This window comes from Paraburkholderia sp. JHI869 (assembly GCF_038900775.1).
GTDB lineage: Bacteria > Pseudomonadota > Gammaproteobacteria > Burkholderiales > Burkholderiaceae > Paraburkholderia.
The window spans coordinates 299576-315367 of record NZ_JAYMSC010000001.1; the positions used below are offsets into that span (position 1 = coordinate 299576).

16 protein-coding genes and 1 pseudogene are annotated in these 15792 nt (G+C 61.8%); 11 read left to right on the forward strand and 6 right to left on the reverse strand.

Going from position 1 to position 15792, the window contains the following annotated elements; all coding sequences use genetic code 11:
• Positions 1 to 4: 4 nt before the first annotated feature.
• The 5 genes from VSR72_RS01375 to catA all read left to right on the forward strand — a co-directional run bounded on the left by VSR72_RS01375 (position 5) and on the right by catA (position 4661).
• On the forward strand, positions 5 to 1108 hold the full coding sequence (locus tag VSR72_RS01375; RefSeq protein WP_342950612.1) for an NAD/NADP octopine/nopaline dehydrogenase family protein: 1104 nt from the start codon (positions 5 to 7) through the stop codon (positions 1106 to 1108).
• Positions 1108 to 2109, forward strand: coding sequence for a 3-hydroxybutyryl-CoA dehydrogenase (locus tag VSR72_RS01380; RefSeq protein WP_342950989.1), 1002 nt, complete (start codon positions 1108 to 1110; stop codon positions 2107 to 2109). The genes VSR72_RS01375 and VSR72_RS01380 overlap by 1 nt, the downstream gene beginning before the upstream one ends.
• Before the next feature lie 108 nt (positions 2110 to 2217).
• Positions 2218 to 3354, forward strand: coding sequence for a muconate/chloromuconate family cycloisomerase (locus VSR72_RS01385; RefSeq protein WP_342950613.1), 1137 nt, complete (start codon positions 2218 to 2220; stop codon positions 3352 to 3354).
• A gap of 28 nt (positions 3355 to 3382) precedes the next feature.
• Complete coding sequence (gene catC, locus VSR72_RS01390; RefSeq protein ID WP_342950614.1) at positions 3383 to 3673, forward strand: muconolactone Delta-isomerase; 291 nt, start codon at positions 3383 to 3385, stop codon at positions 3671 to 3673.
• A 52-nt stretch (positions 3674 to 3725) separates the two neighbouring features.
• Complete coding sequence (gene catA / locus VSR72_RS01395; RefSeq protein ID WP_342950615.1) at positions 3726 to 4661, forward strand: catechol 1,2-dioxygenase; 936 nt, start codon at positions 3726 to 3728, stop codon at positions 4659 to 4661.
• A gap of 100 nt (positions 4662 to 4761) precedes the next feature.
• Here the strand turns inward: catA and VSR72_RS01400 are convergent, their stop codons facing one another.
• The 3 genes from VSR72_RS01400 to VSR72_RS01410 all read right to left on the reverse strand — a co-directional run bounded on the left by VSR72_RS01400 (position 4762) and on the right by VSR72_RS01410 (position 8925).
• Entirely contained in the window at positions 4762 to 5964 is a 1203-nt protein-coding gene (locus tag VSR72_RS01400) for a porin (RefSeq protein ID WP_342950616.1), read from the reverse strand.
• Positions 5965 to 6098: 134 nt separating this feature from the next.
• Complete coding sequence (locus VSR72_RS01405) at positions 6099 to 7556, reverse strand: amidase (RefSeq protein ID WP_342950617.1); 1458 nt, start codon at positions 7554 to 7556, stop codon at positions 6099 to 6101.
• Positions 7557 to 7614: 58 nt separating this feature from the next.
• Complete coding sequence (locus tag VSR72_RS01410; RefSeq protein WP_342950618.1) at positions 7615 to 8925, reverse strand: MFS transporter; 1311 nt, start codon at positions 8923 to 8925, stop codon at positions 7615 to 7617.
• Positions 8926 to 9152: 227 nt separating this feature from the next.
• Between VSR72_RS01410 and VSR72_RS01415 the strand changes: the two are divergent.
• From VSR72_RS01415 to VSR72_RS01425, 3 genes and pseudogenes are all read left to right on the forward strand, one after another.
• A pseudogene (locus VSR72_RS01415) lies at positions 9153 to 9326 on the forward strand (LysR family transcriptional regulator); the annotation flags it as partial.
• 117 nt (positions 9327 to 9443) lie between these two features.
• Positions 9444 to 10112: a LysR substrate-binding domain-containing protein gene (locus VSR72_RS01420; RefSeq protein WP_342950990.1), complete on the forward strand. Its 669-nt coding sequence runs from the start codon at positions 9444 to 9446 to the stop codon at positions 10110 to 10112.
• A gap of 169 nt (positions 10113 to 10281) precedes the next feature.
• Positions 10282 to 10581, forward strand: coding sequence for a hypothetical protein (locus VSR72_RS01425; RefSeq protein WP_342950619.1), 300 nt, complete (start codon positions 10282 to 10284; stop codon positions 10579 to 10581).
• Positions 10582 to 10594: 13 nt separating this feature from the next.
• Here the strand turns inward: VSR72_RS01425 and VSR72_RS01430 are convergent, their stop codons facing one another.
• A complete protein-coding gene (locus VSR72_RS01430; RefSeq protein ID WP_342950620.1) occupies positions 10595 to 11902 on the reverse strand; it encodes an MFS transporter in 1308 nt (435 codons plus the stop codon).
• Positions 11903 to 12349: 447 nt separating this feature from the next.
• On the opposite strand from VSR72_RS01430, the gene VSR72_RS01435 reads away from it, so the two are divergent.
• Positions 12350 to 12712: a translation initiation factor Sui1 gene (locus VSR72_RS01435; protein ID WP_342950621.1), complete on the forward strand. Its 363-nt coding sequence runs from the start codon at positions 12350 to 12352 to the stop codon at positions 12710 to 12712.
• A 298-nt stretch (positions 12713 to 13010) separates the two neighbouring features.
• Positions 13011 to 13655, forward strand: a complete 645-nt coding sequence (locus VSR72_RS01440; protein WP_342950622.1) for a hypothetical protein — start codon at positions 13011 to 13013, stop codon at positions 13653 to 13655.
• Positions 13656 to 13790: 135 nt separating this feature from the next.
• Here VSR72_RS01440 and VSR72_RS01445 read toward each other — a convergent pair whose 3' ends face one another.
• On the reverse strand, positions 13791 to 14105 hold the full coding sequence (locus VSR72_RS01445) for a helicase (RefSeq protein ID WP_342950623.1): 315 nt from the start codon (positions 14103 to 14105) through the stop codon (positions 13791 to 13793).
• Between the two features lie 370 nt (positions 14106 to 14475).
• Here VSR72_RS01445 and VSR72_RS01450 point away from each other — a divergent pair, with 370 nt between their 5' ends.
• Positions 14476 to 14823, forward strand: a complete 348-nt coding sequence (locus tag VSR72_RS01450) for a hypothetical protein (RefSeq protein WP_342950624.1) — start codon at positions 14476 to 14478, stop codon at positions 14821 to 14823.
• A 592-nt stretch (positions 14824 to 15415) separates the two neighbouring features.
• Here VSR72_RS01450 and VSR72_RS01455 read toward each other — a convergent pair.
• Positions 15416 to 15619, reverse strand: coding sequence for a cold-shock protein (locus tag VSR72_RS01455; protein WP_042293433.1), 204 nt, complete (start codon positions 15617 to 15619; stop codon positions 15416 to 15418).
• Positions 15620 to 15792: the final 173 nt, after the last annotated feature.

A 15792-nucleotide genomic window follows, 5' to 3' on the forward strand; every position in this document is an offset into this window, starting at 1 on the left:
GAGAATGAAGGTTAGCGTACTGGGTGGCGGGCACGGGTGCTTTGCGGCGGCGATCGACATGCTCGAAAAGGGCCACGACGTGACGTGGTGGCGGCGCGATACCGCCGCATGCGCGCGTTTGCGCGAGCTTGGCGAACTGAACGTGAAGGACTGGCGCGGCAAGCGGCGCGTGCCGGTTGGCGAGACGCGCGGCGCGATACGGCTTGCTGACGATCTCGGCAGCGCGGTGCGCGAGGCGCGCCTCATCGTGATCCCGCTGCCGTCTACCACGCACGAATCGCTGGCAAGCCAACTCGCGCCTCACCTTGCAGACGATCAGGTGGTATTTCTGCCGCCGGGCACATTTGGCAGTTATGTGTTCGCGAAGGCGATGGCCGACGCGGGCAACCGCGCGCGCGTGGCGTTCGCGGAAACGGGCACGTTGCCGTATCTCGTACGACGCCACGGCGAGAACGATGTGGTCATTAGCGCCTACGCCACGCGGCTGCCTACCGGTGTGTTTCCGGCAGAAGCGGGCGAGTGGGCGTTTCCAGTGCTCAAGGAAGGCTACGCGAGCGTCGAGCCCATCGAAGATGCGTTGAGCGGCGCGCTCATGAATGCGGGGCCGGTGATACACCCGCCACTCATCATGATGAACGCGGGGCCGCTCGAGCATTTCGACGCTTGGGACATTCACAACGAAGGCACGCAGCCGTCGATTCGCCGCGTGACGAATGCGCTCGACGCCGAGCGCATGGCGGTGCGCGAAGCGTTGGGATACGGCGCGCCGCACTTTCCGCTCGCCGATCACTACGCAAGTGAGGGCGACGAGTGGATGTACGGGCGCGGCGCGCACGGCAAACTCACGGACAGCGGCGACTGGCGCGAGAAGATCGACCTGAAGGCGCACCGCTACATGCTGGAGGACACGCGGCTCGGCCTCTCGCTCATCGTTTCGGTAGGGCGCTGGGCTGGCGTGCCTACGCCGGTCGCACAGGGACTTCTGAGCATCGCGAGCGCGGTGTCGGAGCGGGACCTCTATGGCGAAGGGCGCACGCTCGAAAACCTCGGGCTGGCCACGCTTTCGCGCGAAGCCATGCGCAATATGCTGGCACGGGGGCTCGCATGATGCACAGCGCCGCCGACGTAAAGCGCGTACATGTGCTCGGCGCGGGACGCATGGGTCAGGGCATTGCGCTCGCGTTCGCGTTTGCCGGATTGCACGTGACGCTCATCGACTTCAAAGAGCGTGATCAGGCAGCGCGCACCGCGTTCGCCGCGGCCGCCCTCGGCGAAATCGCGCGGCAATTGCAGACCCTGGTCGACTTCGGGCGCATCGACGCCAGCGAGGCCGACGAAGCGCTCGCGCGTGTCGAAGTGCTCGATCGCGTGGGCGCCGAGGCCTCGCTCGCCGGCTGCGAGGTCGTGTTCGAGGCGGTGCCCGAAGTGATGCCAGCCAAAGAGGCGGCGTTCGCGTGGCTCTGTGCGCATGTCGGCGATGCGGCGACGATTGCGTCCACGACATCGACGTTTCTCGTCACCGATCTGCAAAAGGTGGTCACGCATCCGCGGCGTCTCGTCAATGCTCACTGGCTCAATCCCGCACATCTCATGCCGCTCGTCGAGATCAGCCGCAGCAGCTTGACGGACGATGCGGTCGTCGCGCGGCTCAAGGATCTGCTGCGCCGCGCGGGCAAGGTCAGCGTGGAATGCGCGCCATCGGCGGGCTATATCGTGCCGCGCCTTCAGGCGCTCGTCATGAACGAGGCGGCGCGCATGGTGGAGGAGGGCGTGGCCAGCGCACACGACATCGACACGGCCGTGCGTACGGGCTTTGGTCTGCGCTTTTCGATCCTGGGGTTGCTGGAGTTCATCGACTGGGGCGGTTGCGACATTCTCTATTACGCGTCGCATTACCTCGCGAATGAGATCGGTCAGCGCTTCGAACCGGCCTCCATCGTCACGCGCCATATGGAGGAAGGGCGTGATGGCATTCGCGACGGCAAAGGCTTCTATGACTACGCGGACGTCGAGGTGCCCGCTTACGTGAAGCGCAGGCTCGGCGAGTTCGGGCGATTGCTCGAACATCTTGGACTGGCGCCGCGTTATCAGTCGGCAGTCGCCCCATGAAAATCGATGCCATGGATGATACCCGCCATATATGATTGATTTGACAGATATGGCGCCAGTCTCTAATTTCTGGGATGAATCCCCACGCGTAGTTAATACGACATCCTAATGAATGCAGCGACGATCGAACGTATCGAAACCCGCCTGGTAGATCTGCCGACGATTCGCCCTCACAAGCTATCCGTCGCCACGATGTACGGGCAAACCCTGATGCTGGTAAAGGTCTACTGCAGCGATGGCGTGACCGGCATCGGTGAAGGTACGACGATTGCCGGCATGGCCTACGGCCCGGAAAGCCCGGAAGCGATGAAACTGGCGATCGACGCCTACTTCGCGCCGGCGATGATCGGCCAGGACGCCACGCGTATCCAGGCGCTCATGGCGCACCTGGGCAAGCTCGTAAAGGTCAATCACTTCGCCAAGTGCGCGCTGGAAACCGCGCTGCTCGATGCGCAGGGCAAGCGCCTCGGCGTGCCGGTGAGCGAACTGCTGGGCGGCCGCCGCCGCGAGCGCCTGCCGGTGGCATGGACGCTCGCTTCGGGCGATACGGCCAAGGACATCGCCGAAGCCGAGTCGATGCTCGAAGTACGCCGCCACAAGATCTTCAAGCTGAAGATCGGCGCGAAGGAACTCAAGACGGACATCAAGCACGTTGCCGAAATCAAGAAGGCGATGGGCGATCGCGCCGCCGTGCGCGTGGACGTCAACATGGCCTGGAGCGAGACGCAGGCGGCGTGGGCGATTCCCGCGCTGGCGGAAGCCGGCTGCGAACTGGTCGAACAGCCGGTCGCAACGCCCGCGGCGCTGGCGCGCCTCATGCGCCGTTTCCCGGTGGCGTTGATGGCCGACGAAATCCTGCAAGGCCCGGAAAGCGCGTTCGAGATTGCGAAGAACGAGGGCGCCGATGTGTTCGCCATCAAGATCGAACAAAGCGGCGGACTGTTCGCGGCGCAGCGCGTGGCCACGATTGCGGACGCCGCGGGTATCGAGCTGTACGGCGGCACGATGCTCGAAGGTGCGTTCAGCACGGTGGCGTCGGCACACCTGTTCGCGAGCTTCGCGAACCTCCAGTGGGGCACTGAACTCTTTGGCCCCTTGCTGATCACCGAAGAGATTCTCACTTCCCCGCTGGACTACAGCGACTTCGAGCTGACGGTGCCGAACGGGCCGGGTCTGGGCATCGAACTGGATGAAGCGAAGGTCAAGCGCTTCACCCGCGACGGCCTGATGAAAGTCACGAAGTAATCTGGACACCTGATAAACGGACAAGACGATGCTTTTCCACGTACGAATGGATGTGAACATCCCGGCCGACATGCCTGCCGAAGTCGCCAATCAGATCAAGTCGCGCGAAAAGGAGTATTCGCAGGAGCTGCAACGCAGCGGCAAGTGGCGCCATATCTGGCGACTGGTGGGCGAGTACGCGAACTACAGCATCTTCGATGTAGAGAGCAATGCAGAACTGCACGACATCCTCACCGCCTTGCCGCTTTTCCCGTACATGAAGATAACGGTCACGCCGTTGTGTCGCCACCCGTCCTCGGTTCGGGACAACGACGCTTGAGCTAATCCCCCCAATATCAGCAAGCACCAGGAATCACCAGGAGACAAAGACCATGAGCGCAAAAGTATTCGAAACAAAGGAAGTGCAGGACCTGCTGAAGGCAGCGGCGAATCTCAACGGTAGCAGCGGCAATGCCCGTTTCCAGCAGATCACTCATCGACTGCTGGGCGACCTGTTCAAGGCCATCGACGATCTCGACATCACGCCCGATGAAATCTGGGCCGGCGTGAACTATCTGAACAAGCTCGGCCAGGACGGCGAAGCGGCGCTGCTCGCTGCGGGTCTTGGTCTGGAAAAGTACCTCGACATCCGCATGGATGCCGCCGACAAGGCGGTGGGTCTCGAAGGCGGCACGCCGCGCACCATCGAAGGGCCGCTTTACGTTGCGGGCGCACCGGTGCACGAGAGCGTTTCGCGAATCGACATCAACCCGGACGCCGATGCGGGTCCGCTCGTGATTCACGGCACGGTCACCGGCCTCGACGGCAAGCCGCTCGCGGGCGCCGTAGTCGAATGCTGGCACGCCAATTCGAAGGGCTTCTACTCGCACTTCGACCCGACCGGCGCACAGGACGACTTCAACCTGCGCGGCGCGGTCAAGACCGGCGCAGACGGCAAGTACGAATTCCGCACGCTCATGCCGGTGGGCTACGGCTGCCCGCCGCACGGCTCGACCCAGCAGCTGCTCAACGGTCTTGGCCGCCACGGCAACCGCCCGGCGCACGTGCACTTCTTCGTCTCGGCGGATAACAGCCGCAAGCTCACGACGCAATTCAATATCGAAGGCGATCCGCTCATTTGGGACGACTTCGCCTACGCGACCCGTGAAGAACTGATTCCGCCCGTGACGGAAAAGACCGGTGGTACGGCGCTCGGCCTGAAAGCCGATACGTACAAGAACATCGAGTTCAATTTCACGCTCACGCCGCTGCTGCAGGGTAAGGACAACCAGCTCGTCTATCGCCTGCGCGCCGAGGCAACGGCGTAATTGTCCTGAGCGGCGGCACGATTATTCAAATGACGCAGTAAAGGGCGGCGCCTCATTCGAGGCGCCGTTGTTCTATAGCGCCTCCATGAGGCGCGCCGTATCAGAACTTGTGCCGCATACCAACGCGAATGATCGCCTGCTTGTCGTTTGCGGATGCGGAAGGTCCATTGATGGCGGCCACGGCGGCGTTGCCGGTCGAATCGGTTCCCGACGCATGCTGATAAACGCCAATCAGGTAGACGTCGGTGCGCTTCGAAAGCAGATAGTCGACGCCCGTCGCGAACTGGTTGTACGTCGCGCCGCTTTCGCCCGCCATCGAATTGCCGTGTGTGTAGTTGTACGCAATACCCCACAGCAGAAATGGCGTGAATTGATAGCGGAAATTGACTTCGACATTGTTGAACATCGCCGTGCCGCTCAGGCCACGCGGGTTGGGACCGGAGGAAAGATCGCCGAGATCGCGAAAGCGCGTGTTCGAGTAGACAACGCCCGCAGTGCCCGAGCCCGCCGTGATGGCGGCCGCGGCGGCGAATACACCCATCGATTGCGCGGATGCGTAGCCCGAGTAGACAGGCGAGAGCATGTTGTTGCCCGGCACGCCGTTGACGACGGCGGCCGGGCTGCCGCCGCTTCCGAAAAAGGCGGTGTTGGGGTTCTGCACGTCGAGATAGCCCGCAGCGAGCGTGAGCGCGCCATTCGCATAGCCCGCCGTTGCCGACCAGATGCGATTGCGCGCGAAGTTGCCGGCCACGCCGCCTGGGCTGAACATCCCCGCGAATGTGAAACCCGCATACGTGTTGCTTGTGAACTTGATAGCGTTGTTGGTGGAGTTGGTGTTGTTGATATTGTCGAGGTCGCCGGGGTGCGCGACCATGTAGCCGCCCCACTGGCCACCCGCTTCCATCGTGCCGATCATGTCGACGTTGGTGTCGTACTGGCGCCCGAGCGTGAGTGTGCCGTACGGCGAAGCCATGCCCACATAGGCCTTCTTGCCGAACAGCAGTCCGCCCTGGCCGGCCTTCCCCGTGCTCGCGTCAAAGCCGTTCTCCAGCACGAAAATCGTCTTGAAGCCGCCGCCCACGTCCTCTGAACCGCGCAGCCCCCAGCGGCTTTGCTGCATCACGCCGCTCAAGAGACGCACGGCGCTGTGACCGGAAACACCGCCGCCTGCGTTGGCCGTGGCGACATTGCTGAAATAACTGATGCCTTCGTCGATGATGCCGTACAGCGTGACGGAGCTTTGTGCCTGCGCGAGCGCGGGTGTGGCGGCCGCTGCGCAAACTGCGAGAAGCTTTTTTTTCATGTGGTCAGACGCTCAGGTTGTGACTGCACGAACAGGAGCGCGCCGCGAGGAGCGGGCACGCGAGGTTGGGGCGCTCTCACGCGGAGCGCCCAGGGAAACCGGATTGCGTGGAGGCGCCGCGAAGGGCGCAGGCGCTAGGCGCCGATCACGGGCGGGCTCGGCATGCTGTGCGCGGCCGCCTGCTCATAGGCATAGCCGAGTTGCAGTACACCCCAGTCGTCGCGGTAGCGGCCGGCGATCTGCATGCCGACCGGCAGTCCCGAGGCACTGAAACCGCACGGCACGGCAAGCACCGGCGATTCGGTCGAGGAGAGATACCAGCAGATGCGCATCCAGTCGATGTACGACGTATAGCGCTCGCCCATGAATGAGGTGGGCCAGCGCAGCGAAGCGTCGAATGGATGCATCTGCGTGGCCGGCAACACGTAGAACGGATGCTGGCTCATGAATTCGCGCATACGCTGAAAGAGCGCCGTCTTGCGCACGAACATCTGGCCGAGATCGGCGGCGCTCATCGAGCGGTGCAGGCGGCATTCGTCTTCGATCTCGGGCTTCAGGAGCGACTGCGCTTGCGCATCGAGCTGCTGAACGAGCGTGCCGACCATCCACGCGCGCTCCATTCGGAAGACGTCTTCGGCGTCTGCGAGATCGGGGTCCGCGAAAACCACTTCGCAGCCGAGCGATTCGAATACGGCCGCCTGCGTTTGCACCATGCGCCGGATTTCGGGGTCCACGGGCAGCCCCGCGAGACTCTCCGAGAAGGCCACGCGCACACCGCGGAAATCGCGCTGCAGGGGCCGCGCGAACCGTGCACCGGGCTCGCCCAGCTCGGTTGCGGTTTCGCCGCTCGGACCGGCGATCGCGCTGAGGAGCAAGGCAGTATCCGCCACGTTGCGCGCCATCGGGCCGTCCACGCCCAGCGTGGTCCAGCCGTTGAGATCGGGCGCGCGCGGCACGCGCCCCGGCGACGGCCGCAGCCCCACGATGGCGTTCCAGGCCGCGGGATTGCGCAGCGAGCCGCCCATGTCGCTGCCACAGGCAAGCGGATTCATGCCGCAAGCCACCGAAGCCGCTGCGCCGCCGCTGCTTCCGCCGGCGGACTTGCTCGGGTCCCACGGGTTGCGGGTCGCGCCGAACACATCGTTGAACGTATGCGAGCCCGCGCCGAACTCGGGCGTGTTCGACTTGCCGATCATGAGCGCGCCTGCTGAATCGCAGCGCCGCACGATCAGTGCGCTATGGTCCGGCACGTGATGTTCGAAGGCCTTCGAGCCATACGTGGTGCGAACACCGCGCGTGGCGGTCAGGTCTTTCTGCGAGACGGGAAGGCCGTGCAAAGCGCCTTGCCATTCGCCACGCGCCCAGCGCGCATCGATCTCCCGGGCGCGTGCGCGGAGTCGCTCCGGATCGGCGACGGTGACGAGCGCGTTGACGCGCGGGTTGACCGTTTCAATGCGGGCGAGGTGGGAGTCGAGTATCTCGACGGCACTCACTTCGCGCTTCAACTGAAGTTCGAGCAGCGCGAGCGCAGATAATTCGCATAACGAATTAGTGTCGGAGGTGGATGAGGCAGTGTTTGGCGTGTCGTACATAGCAGAGTATTCGGTTGCAGCGGGATGAAAAACGGACGTGAAAAGAAGCGGGAAGCGGCTAGATCTCTTCGTTGGCCCGTTCCGTGATGAAAGCGAGAGGCACGAGCGAAAGCAGGCCACATACGATTACGTACCATGCCGGCGAAGTGGGTTCGCCTGTCGCGCCGATGAGCCAGGTGACGATGAACTGCGCGAAGCCGCCGAAGATCGAAACACCGGCCGCATAGGAAAGCGAAAGCCCGGTTGCACGCGTGCTGCGTGGGAAGAGTTCCGGAAGCAGAGGGCCGGTTGCGCCAGCGTTGATGGAATGCAGTGACGCGAGAGCGCAGACGACGAGATAAAGCGTGAGGACGGATGGCTTGTGCGTGATCGCGAGAAACCCGGGCAGGATGAGCAGTGTGAGCAGCGCGCGCGAAACGAAAGTGACGCGTTTGCGGCCGTAGCGATCCGACCAGCGCCCGCCAATCGGCGACATTACCAGCATCACCGCACCCGAAAGCATGCCGCACCACATGGCGGTATCCATGGGCAGGTGCAGGACCTTGATCGCATAGGTCGACATGTAATAGAGCACGATGAAATGCGCGGACGTACCGCCAATGACGAGCAGCAGGGCGAGGAGAAGCTGTTTGCCGTCGCGTGTGAAGACGGTCCGAAGCACGCCGTGCCCGCCATGGCTGGCGTCGGATGCGCGGTGCGCATCGTCGCCGATGCGCGCGCGAAGGTAGAGGCCAAGCGGCGCGATCAACACGCCCGCGAGAAACGGCACACGCCAGCCCCAGCTCTCCAGCGAAGCCGTGTCGAGAAAGTGCGAGAGCAGAAAGCCGACGAAAGAGCCGGCGAGAGCGGCTGCGCCCTGGCTCGCGAACTGCCAGCTCGTGATGAAACCGCGCTCGCCAACACGCGCTCGCTCGGCAAGCAGGGTCGTCGCCACGCCGACTTCGCCGCCCGCGGAGAACCCCTGAAGAAGCCGTGCGACGAGCACGAGGAGCGGCGCGGCGATGCCGATCTGCGCGTAGGTGGGCGTGAGGCCGATCAAGCCCGTGCCGAGCGCCATGGCCAGCAGCGTGAGGTTCATCGCGGCGACGCGCCCAAAGCGGTCTGCGATCAGCCCGAACATGACGCCGCCCAGCGGTCGGGCGATGAAGCCCACGCCGAACGTGCCCACGGAAAGCAATAACTGTTGTTGTGGCGTGGCAAGCGGGAAAAAGAGTTTGCCCAGAAGGACGGCAAAGAAGCTGTAGACGGTGAGATCGAAAAACTCGAAGGCATTGCCGATCGTGGTCGCGACGATCAGGCTGCGGGTCGAAATGGGTCGCGCTGGCGCCGACGATGCGAGTGCGGCGGACCGCATGGAGGTTGACTTCATGAACGGCATTCCTGTCGAAAGTGAATCGTTCGTCGATATGGCATACGCGCCAGGAGCTTTGCATGACTCGCTCATGACGACAGGAAGAGTCTAGGGAGACAAAATAAAGCCACCGATTTGCTTTTTCTTATTGTGATAACGCGCGGTTATCACACGCCCGCGCAGATGCGGGCTAAGCCGCATGGTTCCGATATTTCTTCCGGGGTAGCATGGACCGTGTCACACGCATGGGTCCGCCCCGGACCCCGTCCGATCTCGATTCCGGAATCACGACCTTGAAGCACAACCAGTTACGCGCGCTCGTCGCGATTGCCGAGCACGGCAGCTTGCGCGCCGCGGCCAGGACCGTCTGCCTTTCGCAACCCGCGCTCACCAAGGCAATCCGCGAGCTCGAACAGGATCTTGGCGTACCGCTCGTCGCACGCAGCGCGCGTGGCGCTCAACTCACGCAATTCGGCCGCGCTATCTATACGCGGGCGAAGCTCATACTCGCGGAAATGCAGCACGCGCGTGATGACGTGTATCGACTCTCGGGTCTCGAGGGCGGCGTAGTGTCATGCGCGGTGACGCCGCTGATATCGCTGAAATACCTGCCGCGCGCCATCAGGATGTTCAGGAAGCGCATGGCAACGACGCGGCTTGCGGTGCAAGAAGGCTTTCTGACTCAGGCAATGGCGGGAGTGCGCGATGGTACGCTCGACTTTGCCATCGCTATTCTCGACGATACAAAGATCTCGAACGAATTCCAGTTTCGACCGCTTCTCGAAGCAGAACTGATCATTTCCGCGCGGCAGGGCCATCCGCTCGCCAACGCGCGGTCGATCTTCGAACTCGCGGGTGCCGAATGGATGTTGAACACGACGCCCGAAAGCATTGGCCGGGTCTTGCAGGATTATTTCGTCGATATGGGCGCGGGTGCACCGCGCGTCGTGATGGAATGCAGTTCGTTCAGCGCCAGTTTTTCGATGTCGGCCAACAGCGATCTGCTGTCGTGCTGCCCCAAGGCCTTTCTCGAATCGCCGTGGTTCAGTGGCGGTGTGGTCGCCATTCCGGTCGTGGAACGCTTGCCGCGGGTGACGGTCGGAATCGTATCGCGACGCGACGCGTTGAATACGGCTGCGTGCGATTATTTGATCGATTGTTTTGCGGAGGCGGTGTCGGCGCTACCGCCGTTGACTGGGGCTTGAGACCAGCTGGAACCTTCTATTCTATTCGCTTCACGATGGACCGCAAGCCATCCGTTGTTTCGAGCCCAACACCCGCCTTCGTCCCCGGTAGTTTTCTTCTGGATGTGCAACGATAGTCGTGCAACTCGCACCTGTCTGAAGACGGTGGACAACGCAACCGGGAGGGGAGATGAGAGAAAACGCCGAAACGCTATTCGTTGCTTCCGAAGACATTGCTGCAGCGTTGAACCTTCTGGAGAGCATTGAGGTTGAGGTCGGATTCGATCGCGATGATCCGGAGAGCGTCGAGCAGGCGATTCTCGCCGTCGAGGAGGAGATCAATACTCGCCTCAGTGGCCATCGCGGCGACGCACGTGTTGAACTGGCGATCCTTCGCGTCAAGTTCGACTTCCGGTGCGCGATCCTCGATGAAGCCTCGCGCGATGACGCAGATGACGAGACCATCGGCAGCAGCCAGGCACTGCATTGATCATCTCGCGCCCTTATGTTTGACGGGTTTCGCGTGTGAATCTCAACGTTACGACTGTGACCATGCCGAGCGCGGCCAGAAACAGCGAGACAGGCCAGTAAGCGTGAAAGCGGGAAAGCAGAGCCGTGGCGATCAACGGTGAGAGACCGCCCGCGAAAATCGATGCCACTTCGTGGCCGAGCGCGACACCCGAGTATCGCACCTCGGTGCTGAAGAGTTCGCCGACCAATGCGGGCAGCGTACCGATCATCGCGCCGTGGCAGATTGCGGTGCCTGCCACGAGCGCGAGCCAGATGAGCGGCGTGGAGTGCGTGTTGAGCAGCCAGAAGAACGGGAACGCCATGGCGACGAGCGAGAGAGCGCCAATCATGTAAACGGGCTTGCGGCCAATACGGTCCGAAAGCTTTCCCCACGCAAGCATCGCGCCCATTTCGACGATCATGGCGATCATCACGCCGGTGAGCATGGTCGAACTCGGGATACCCGCAAATTTGCCGTAGACGAGCGAGAACGCAAGGAAAATGTAGGCTCCGCCGTTCTCCGCGACTCGCAGGCCCATCGCCATGAGGATCTCTTTGGGGTGCCGCCTGATGGCTTCGAGCACCGGCATGTGCGCGGTCTTTCCCGCCTTTTCGGCAGTCTGGAAGTCGCGGCTTTCGGGCAGACGCCGGCGGATATACACGCCCACTGCGAAGATGAGAATGCTCGCGAGAAAGGGCAGGCGCCAGCCCCACGAGAGGAATTGCTCGCGAGGCAGCGCCTCGACTGCAAGAAACGCTGCGGACGAAAGCACAAAGCCGGCGCCCACGCCCAACTGGCTCCACGCTGCGTAGTAGCCGCGCTTTTCGGGCGGAGCGCTCTCGCTGATCATCAGGACGCCGCCGCCCCATTCGCCTCCCGACGCAATGCCCTGGAAGACCCGCAACACGACGAGTGCAGCGGGCGCCCACAGGCCTGCCTGGGCATAACCCGGCAGCAGGCCGATGCCGAAGGTCGCGAAGCCCATGATGAGCAACGTCCAGACGAGCGACGCACGCCGCCCGTAGCGGTCGCCGATATGACCGAAAACAATGCCGCCCAGTGGGCGCGCAACGAAGCCGATTGCGAAGGCTGCGAACGCACCGAGCGTACCCACGAGCGGGTCGGCGTCTGGCGGAAAGAACAGCTGACCGAATACGAGCGCGGCGGCTGTGCTGTACACGAAGAAGTCGTACCATTCCATCGCATTGCCGGCTACGGACGCAATCACGATGCGTTTGAGGGAGCGCTCGGTGTGCCTGGCCGCGTGCGCCACGGAGGCCGGAGAATGAACGGAAGCCATAGGTACTCGCTGTGAAAGGGGCAGTGCGCGAGTCCACCGCGCGCGCAACATATGCCAGGCAGTGTCGAGGATGGGGGAATCCGGCGTCAAATCAGCCGAAATCGTGTGCCGCTATCAGCGCGATGGATGCGTGTCAGTCATCGGGCTGCCGGAACATGTCGCAGAGGGTCTCACGCAGTCACGCAATGCCTGGGTCGGAGGCAGACTGCGTATGCGTATGCACCTGTGTTTCGATTGGCGCGAGCGTGAATGGCAGCTGCAGATTAGGAAAGGTGTTACGCACGTCACGGACATGCTCGTCGACGAAGAGCGTCTGGGTCGTGCAGTTGCCATCTAGCTCCGCTACGTAGCCGAGGTTCGGAAAGAGATTTGACGTAGCAGGAAGGGGCAGACGTCACCTGCTAGACTCATTGGTTGTCGACCTTGATGTCTTTTAGTAAACCAATCATGAAGAGCAGTGCGAAGGGTGGCCTCGTTTATTCCACTGACGGCGGGCGGATGTGTCCCGATTGCAGGCGGGTGCTCGCGCAATGTGTTTGCCGGACGATCGCCAGTACACGACAGGCAGGCGACGGCGTTGCACGGGTGGTTCGCGAGACCAAAGGTCGGGGCGGGAAGAGCGTGACGATCGTTAAGGGGTTGGCGCTTGACCCCGCTGGCCTGGCCTTGCTGGGTAAGCAGTTGCGCGCGGCCTGCGGCTCGGGTGGAACGGTCAAGGATGGCGTGATTGAAGTGCAGGGCGACCATTGCGACCGCGTCATCGAAGAACTCAAAAAGTCCGGCCATAGTGCGAAGCGGGCCGGGGGCTAATTGCTTCAGTGGGCGGCGGCCGAGAGGCTCAATAGACTGCGCACGGGCAGCAACAGCCAGCTATCGTCAATTCACGAAGGTCATCTCACGAGATAGCGTTGCCCGGCGTCGTCCAAGGCTCTGTGGATCGATTCATCCGATATCCGGGGGGAGGGATGGCGACACAAGCCGCGCCAGTACCTCAGGGTAATGCGAACAAGCGAATAGCTCAAAATGAGATCACGGGGCCGTTCAAACGCGCCCGAGTTGGTATTTCAGGGCGGTGCATTGGCAAGACAATCATGCTGAAGAGGGACAAATGAAGAAAGGAAAGGCGAAACTTACGCGTCATGATGCTGAACGACTTTTCGAGGGACTACCCAGCGGGAACGTGAAGGTGTCGAGCCGGCCCGAGAACCCATTCGAATCAGTGGCGTTCGCCAAGGTCGAGCGCGTCGACGACGAAGCCAAACTCTGGAAAGACAATCTCATCACGCTTCCGGTAGCGATCGAGTTGCCTGCTGGCTACGAGTCGGTATCCCGCATGCGCGAGGCGATGGCGCGGGCATGGCGCATGAAGTGGGTGCGGGAAGGGGGAAACGAGGTTGTCGCCGAATTTCCTGAAGGATGGACAGCTGTTCGCCCGCAAAGTGGACCCATCGAGTTGCGAGATTCGTCAGGCGTGGTCCGTGCCTTGTACGGGTGGGCCGAGGACGCTGAACTCAGGATTCTGCCGCGGTATCTGGTTGATTCGCAGGCGAACAGTTCGACTGGACTGGGTAGCCTGGTAGTCCGTGATCGCGCAAACAGCCAGATTCTCGAGAGATCATCAATCTGGTCTGCAAAATCCGGTACCAATCATCCGGATTGGGGCAGGCTGACAGCGTGGCTCAACTCACACTACCCGCAACATCTGGATCCGCTGCGGTACTGGAAGGATTGCGAGGAAAATACCCAGAGCTAAGCGGTCTTTCGATTTTTGGGCGCTCGGTTCCCGATGCAAAGTAACGCTTCCTGGCTTGACGGCTGCGCTGGCAAGTCTCACCGCTTGATCGAACGACCGGGGCGGTACGAGGGCCTGCTTCGCTCGTATGGTTTTCTACGCGTCCTTGAGCCAGGGCATTTCCACGGGTGACACCACCAGCTGCCGGAACTCGCGCTTCAGTTCGAAGATAAACCCGACCAGGATCATGGAGTCGGCATAGGGGATCGGAAATACGTGAGGGTTTTCCGCCGTGCGCAGCGGGCGCGTGGGCGTGTCCGCCGTCGTTGCGGCGTTCTCCCGGACGCTTTCCAGTTCGTCAGCCATTGCCTGCCCACTTAGTTTCACGACGCGGCTACGCAGCTCGCTGAAGGGCTCGATGCGCGCCCCGTCTTCGTTGTATTCGGGCACTTCATAGATAAACCAGGACATTTGCGTCTCCTGAAAAAAGGCAGCCATTCTAACAGTGGGCGTAATTGCGACCGGCCTGATATCTCTGGAGCATTTCAACCTTGGAGAGCGGGCCGTTGCCCTTGAGGAACCGGGGCGGCTTGACGGCGCTGAAAGCGATGAGCGTTGCCTTGAGCTTGACCCGTCGTACGTGGATGCTCACCACAATCTGGCAACCCTGCTTGAGAGACGGGTTGACCCTCAGGGCCTTTGTGCGTCATCTGAATGCCTGGAGCCGCGTGACGACCGCTCATGACGCTGGCCGCCGACTGGCAGGTCGACCACCCGATCATCTCCGAGCGCGACGTACTTCACCTGACAAGTCCTTGATGAGGATTTTCAGTATTTGGGAATGGACAACCTGCCCGGAAACGTCAAATTTACGGTTCCCGAAATCGTCGTGCGTCCGGTGTCACGACGGCGCGAAAACGACCGCGCCGCGATCCTCAAAATGTTTGAAGCTCCGGATAAAACGGTATTGCTGTCCGCCAATCTCCAGCCGGTTTCGTCCAGCGTGGGTTTGTTCAAGGATTTCTTCGGCCAGGTTTGCGGCAATGTTCCCGTGATATCTCAGGCGATCCTGATCTCTCCTGGCATCGCCAACGTACATGGCACAGGCGTCATTGCATTTCTGCATCATGATCACGCTTCCACCAGCGTTCAGGGACAGCTCGAGATATTCGGCCAACGTCAGAAGTGACTCAGTCGTCGTCATGGCGATTCCCCTGAAAGCACGGCTTCCGGCGTCGGTCCACCGGGTGGTGGCATCGACGGGCACCCACCGAGGATAGCGCCACGTATTTCCGGCACCTGCCTCCTCGCCTGATTCAAACAATCTACGCGGCGGACGGCGTCACGTTCACTGCCATCCTGCACGGGACCGCGCCGGTTCACTACGCATGCGCCGCGAGGCGCTATGGGCCACGACATCGGTGGGCGGCGCGGTTAGTGCGAATCTTCAGAAAATTATCTTGCGACGGGCACCTGCGATGGCGACCGGCATGTTTTCGATCGTAGTGCTTCTGGTCGGGGATGTCGATTCGTCGAGGACAGCGTTGTTGCCGGCGCGGAAGACGCTGCGGATCATTACCGGAGCCTGCTCGTTGTCGGCGAGGCGGCGCCCTGACGGGAACTGAGAACGATCACGAGACGCTGACGTTCCTGCAGACAGCACAGTTGTTCGTTGCGCAACTTGTGCCGGATGCCCATCGTTTCATTGACGATTGATACGCAGGGCGCAAGAAAAACTGGCCCGCGGGACGGGCCATACATCTGGATGCGACGCGCGGCGGTCAGGCTGGCTTGATATTTGCAGCCTGCTTGCCCTTCGGCCCCATCTTCACATCGAAGCTTACCTTCTGGTTTTCCTGCAGTGACTTGAAGCCCTCAGTCTTGATTTCGGAAAAGTGGGCGAACAGGTCTTCGCCGCCGTCATCCGGGGTGATGAAGCCAAAGCCTTTCGCATCGTTGAACCATTTCACTGTGCCAGTTGCCATTTTTGAATCCTGTCGATGTTGAAACCTGAAATTGCGAGAATACGGCATCGCGTTGGGCGATTACCCGCAAGGGACGACTTTTTACCATACCGGTATGACACCTGCCAATCAGCAGGTCCACGGACAGCGCAGGGTCCGGCCTTCAACGACCCAGACCCGGTGCAGATATTCGT